This window comes from Mesorhizobium sp. M1E.F.Ca.ET.041.01.1.1, assembly GCF_003997355.1.
Classification (GTDB): domain Bacteria; phylum Pseudomonadota; class Alphaproteobacteria; order Rhizobiales; family Rhizobiaceae; genus Mesorhizobium.
Window position 1 is genome coordinate 1 of sequence record NZ_RZSL01000452.1, and the last position, 5,107, is coordinate 5,107.

Consider the following 5,107-nt stretch of genomic DNA (forward strand, 5'->3'; position numbering starts at 1 on the left):
AGCTTCTTCGCTTCGGCGAGCGAAGTCGCCAGCGGCTTGTCGCAGATGACGTGGATGCCTGCCTCGAGAAAGGCCTTGGCCGCCGGCACATGCACGTTGTTGGGCGTGACGATCGCCACCGCTTCGATGCCGTCCGGCCGCTTGGCCTCGGCCTTGGCCATCTCGGCGTAGGAGCCGTAGCTGCGCGACGGATCGAGCCCGAGTTCTTCGGCCGAAGCCTTTGCCCGTTCCGGATTCGACGACAGCGCGCCGGCCACCAGCACGAAGTCATTGTCCATGCGCGCCGCGATCCGGTGCACCGCGCCGATGAAGGCGCCCTGCCCGCCGCCGACCATGCCGTAGCGGATCGGGCCGCCTCCCGTTTCCGACTTCGATGCGCCGACCATGCTTTTGTCCCTCCATTGTTGGTTTCCTCCCCTTGAGGGGAGGTCGATCCGCGCAGCGGATCGGGTGGGGTCGCCCGGCGTGGAGCTCGGCATGAACCGACCCCACCCGGCCCTTCGGGCCACCCTCCCCTCGAGGGGGAGGGAAAGCGGTGCTAAATCCCCATCATCGCGCGCAGCAGCTTCTTGTCGCTGGTGCCGCCGGCGAAATCGTCGAAAGCCCTCTCCGTGACCCGGATGATGTGATGCTGGATGAAGGGCGCGCCTTCGGCCGCACCGTCTTCCGGATGCTTGAGGCAGCATTCCCATTCCAGCACCGCCCAGGAATCGTAATTGTACTGGGTGAGCTTGGAGAAGATGCCACTGAAATCCACCTGCCCGTCGCCGAGCGAACGGAAACGTCCTGCCCGGTTCACCCAGCCCTGATAGCCGGAATAGACGCCCTGCCGTCCCGTCGGGTTGAACTCGGCGTCCTTGACATGAAATGCCTTGATCCGCTCGTGGTAGATGTCGATGAATTCGAGATAATCGAGCTGCTGCAGCAAGAAATGCGACGGGTCGTAGTTGATGTTGCAGCGCTTGTGGCCGCCGACCGCGTCGAGGAACATTTCGAAGGTCGCGCCGTCGAACACATCCTCGCCCGGGTGAATCTCGTAGCCGACATCGACGCCGTTCTCGTCATACACGTCGAGGATCGGCTTCCAGCGCTTGCCGAGTTCGGCGAAGGCTTCTTCGATCAGGCCTGGTGGCCGCTGCGGCCACGGATAAAGGTAGGGAAAGGCAAGCGCGCCGCTGAAGCTCACCGAGGCCTTCAAGGCCAGATTCTTCGACGCCTTGGCGCCGAACTCCATCTGCTCGACCGCCCATTTCTGACGCGCCTTCGGATTGTTGTGCACCTCGGCCGGCGCGAAGCCGTCGAACTGCGCGTCATAGGCCGGGTGCACCGCGACGAGCTGACCCTGCAGATGCGTCGACAATTCGGTGATCTCGACGCCTGCATCCGCGCAGATGCCCTTCACCTCGTCGCAATAGGTTTTCGACGACGCCGCCATCTTCAGATCGAACAAGCGGCCGTCCCAGGTTGGGATCTGCACGCCCTTGTAGCCCAGGCCGGCCGCCCATTTGGTGATCGAGGCCAGCGAATTGAACGGTGCGGCATCGCCCGCGAACTGCGCCAGAAACAGGCCGGGACCCTTCATCGTCGTCGGCATCGGCATCCTCCCTCTCGTTTTTCACGGACCAAGCATAGCGCCGATTGGAGTGAGGGCTAGCCTGTTTGGTCGTTCGGTATCGGCACCGAAGCATGGTGCCATTCTGGTATTACCAAATCCGGAAATTTGGTCAAGCGGCCGGAAACAGCGGAAGAGCAGCAAGAGCGATTGCAGAAGATAGGCTAAATCCATTTAAATCAACAAATTACGCGAAGGTCGAGGCCCTGTTCGCGGTCTTCTTGCCGTTCATGCGAATTTGCTGTAGAGGTCCTGTTAGACCCAATTGGTAGAACCAGTTTCGAGAAAAATCGCTGGAACGCCCTGGGGAGGAATCGTGCGGCGCGCTCCTTGGGAGACGTCGTGGGCAAACGTGACAGGCGAATTCTGGGAAGGATAGATCATGCATCTTTCGACGCACAACTGGATGCGGGCGGAGCCGCTGGAGGTGACGCTCAAGCGGATCAAGAAACTCGGCTATGAGTCGATCGAAATTTCCGGCGAGCCCGCTCAATACAAGATCAAGGAAACGCGTGCGCTGTTGAAGGAGCACGGCATCCGCTGCTGGGGCTCGGTGACGCTGATGCTGGGCGAACGCAACCTCGCCGCCAAGAACCAAGGCCAGCGCGAGCGCTCGGTGCAATATGTCAAGGACGTGCTGACCATGGTGAGCGAGCTCGACGGCGAGATCATCACGCTGGTTCCCGCCACCGTCGGCAAGGTGGTGCCGGACGGCACCGAGGCGGAAGAGTGGGGCTGGGTGGTGGACGCCACGCGCGAATGCTTCGCCCATGCCAAGAAGGTCGGCGTCAGGATCGCTATCGAGCCGCTCAACCGCTTCGAGACCTATCTCTTCAACCGTGGCGCCCAGGCGCTCGCGCTCGCCGACGCGGTCAGCCCGGAATGCGGCGTGTGCCTCGACGCCTATCACATCCACATGGAGGAATTTAACGTCTATGACGCTATCCGCCAGGTCGGAAAGCGCCTGTTCGATTTCCATGTCGCCGACAACAACCGCTTCGCCGCGGGCCTCGGCCAGATCGACTGGCCGAAGATCGTCGGCACGCTGAAGGAGATCGGCTATGACGGCGCGCTGACCAATGAGTTCGTCGCGCCGGTCGACCGCACACCGGCCGCGCCCTATCCGGAAATGGTGGAGCGCAACCCTGTCGATATCTCGCCCGAGCAGCTCAAATTCATCCAGGACCACGGCTCCAGCCTGCTCACCGAGAAATTCTACACCGACCAGATGCGTATCACGGCCGAAACGCTGCTGCCGCTGATCAAGTAGCCGGTCCGATTGATGCCCTTCCGCCCGACCGGGCGGCGGGGCCGGGGATGAAGATGCGTATCAGAGACGTCCAGGCCTGGTGGGTTCGCGTACCGATCGAAGTCGCAAAGCAGCATCGCAGCGACTTCGGTCAGGTCACGACGTTCGATGCCGCCATTTTGCGCATCGAGACCGATGACGGCCTGGTCGGCTGGGGCGAAGGCAAGAACGCCGCCGGCAGCGCCGGCAGCTATGGCGCGCTGGTCCACATGCTGAACCACGAGATCGCGCCGCAGCTCATCGGCCGCGACCCGGCCGACATCGGCATCATCTGGGAAATGCTTTACAACGGCGTGCGTCACAACACGGCCGCCCATGCCGGCCACGCCATGCCGCAGCTGGCGCGGCGCGGCATGAGCGTGGCGGCGATCAGCGCTGTCGACATCGCGCTCTGGGACATCCTCGGCAAGTCGCTGGGGCAGCCGGTCTGGCGGCTCCTCGGCGGTCGCAAGGTCGAGCGCATGCAGGCCTATGCGTCGGGAGGCTGGGCCGGCGCCGATGCGATCGGCGACCAGCTCAAATCCTACATCGCCAAGGGCGGCTTCAAAGCGCTGAAGATGCGCATCGGCGCCATGGACGGCGCGCCGCATATTTCGGCCGCGCGCGTGCGCGCCGCGAGGGAAGCGGTCGGTCCGGATATCGAGCTGATGGTCGACGCGCACGGCACCTATACCGTCGCCGAGGCGAAGCGCTTCATCAGCCTCACCGCCGACCTCGACCTCGCCTGGTTCGAAGAGCCGGTGATCGCCGACGACAAGCCCGGCATGGCCGAGGTGCGCGCCTCGGGTTCGACCCCGATCGCCACTGGCGAGAGCGAGGCGACGCGCTTCGCCTTCCGCGATCTTGCCTTGCTGAAATCGGCCGATATCTTCCAGCCGGACCCCGCCTTCTGCGGCGGCATCAGCGAGGCGATGAAGATCGGCACCATCGCCAGCGCCTTCAACCTGCGCTTTGCGCCGCATCTTTGGGCCGGGGCGCCCTGCTTCTTTGCCGGGCTGCATGTCTGCGCGGCTTCGCCCGCCAGCTTCATCGTCGAATATTCGCTTGGCGCCAATCCGATGATCCATGATCTCGTCGAAGAGACTGTCGAAGCGAAAGACGGTATGATAGCGATCCCTGAAAAGCCCGGACTGGGTTTCACCATTTCGGAGCGGTTCCTGGAGGCGCACGCGCAACGCATTTGACGATGAAAGAGAAGAACCTCCTCGCGGAACTCGCCGCCTATCTGTTCTCCAACTCGGACAAGGAGTCGGGCCGCACGCCGTCGGAGCGCGAACTGGCGGAGCATTTCGGCGTCAGCCGTGGCCAGATCCGCGAAGCGCTGGCGATTTTGGAAGCCATGCGCATCGTCGAGCGCCGCGCCAAATCAGGCATCTACATCGACACCAAGCAGGCAAGCGTAGAAGCGTTAGCGCTTTTCGCCCGCGCGGGCCTGCCGCTCGATCCGGTGCAGATCTACGAGACCGTCGAGCTGCGCAAGATCCATGAGATCAAGGCGGCCGAGCTTGCCTGCTCGCGCGCCACCGAGGAAAATTTCGAGCGGCTGCGCGAGATCCTGAAGGCTTCCGAAGAGCGCATCGCCGCCGGCGAAGGCCTCGCCAAGGAAGACCGCGAGTTCCATCTCGAGATCGTGCGGGCGACCAAGAACGGCGTCTTCCACAACATCTGCAGCGTCTATTACCTGATGGGCGAGCAGCGCCTGCCGATCTATTTCAACGACCCCGAGCGCAGCGTGCGTTCGCATGCCGAGCACATCCAGATCTACGAGGCGTTGCTGCGCCGCGACGGCAATCTCGCCCAGGCGCTGATGAGCGCGCACCTGCAAGGGGCCGAGAGCTACTGGAAGGGGATCATCGAAGGTCGCTTGACGGAGCCGAAAAACATGGCGCTCGAAAAGGCCTGAACCTGACGATGCCGAAAATCCTGTCGACGCATCCACTGCACCCGCGCGCCACGGCCATGCTGGCGGGGGCAGGCAAGCTGGCAATCGCTTCCGCCCTCGATGCCAAGACCCTGGTCGCCGAGGCCCGCGACGCCGACATCGTCATCGTGCGCGCGCCGCTGCCGCCGGAGCTGTTCGATGGCGCAGACAATTTGCGCGCCGCGATCCGCCATGGCGCGGGGCTAGACATGATCCCGGTCGAGGCCGCCACCGCTGCCGGCGTGCTGGTGGCGAACGTGCCGGC

The 5,107-nt window shown here is 63.5% G+C and carries 5 protein-coding genes and 1 pseudogene; 4 read left to right on the forward strand and 2 right to left on the reverse strand.

Features of this window, described 5'->3' with window-relative positions; all coding sequences use genetic code 11:
• Nucleotides 1-386 (reverse strand): Gfo/Idh/MocA family oxidoreductase (locus tag EOA38_RS27475; RefSeq protein WP_145966088.1); only part of this gene is annotated, 386 nt, incomplete at its 3' end.
• Nucleotides 387-538: 152 nt separating this feature from the next.
• Nucleotides 539-1,594 (reverse strand): sugar phosphate isomerase/epimerase, encoded by a 1,056-nt coding sequence (locus tag EOA38_RS27480; RefSeq protein ID WP_126091866.1) that lies wholly within the window; start codon nt 1,592-1,594, stop codon nt 539-541.
• 400 nt (nt 1,595-1,994) lie between these two features.
• Here EOA38_RS27480 and EOA38_RS27485 point away from each other — a divergent pair, with 400 nt between their 5' ends.
• From EOA38_RS27485 to EOA38_RS27500, 4 genes and pseudogenes are all read left to right on the forward strand, one after another.
• Nucleotides 1,995-2,882 (forward strand): sugar phosphate isomerase/epimerase, encoded by an 888-nt coding sequence (locus tag EOA38_RS27485; RefSeq protein WP_126091865.1) that lies wholly within the window; start codon nt 1,995-1,997, stop codon nt 2,880-2,882.
• Between the two features lie 53 nt (nt 2,883-2,935).
• Nucleotides 2,936-4,105 carry a mandelate racemase/muconate lactonizing enzyme family protein gene (locus EOA38_RS27490; protein ID WP_126091864.1) on the forward strand — a complete coding sequence of 390 codons (1,170 nt, stop codon included), beginning with the start codon at nt 2,936-2,938 and terminating at the stop codon, nt 4,103-4,105.
• 2 nt (nt 4,106-4,107) lie between these two features.
• The gene (locus tag EOA38_RS27495) at nt 4,108-4,824 is read left to right on the forward strand and encodes a FadR/GntR family transcriptional regulator (RefSeq protein WP_126091863.1); all 717 of its coding nucleotides are present in this window, start codon (nt 4,108-4,110) and stop codon (nt 4,822-4,824) included.
• Nucleotides 4,825-4,832: 8 nt separating this feature from the next.
• Nucleotides 4,833-5,107: pseudogene (locus EOA38_RS27500) on the forward strand (dehydrogenase); the annotation flags it as partial.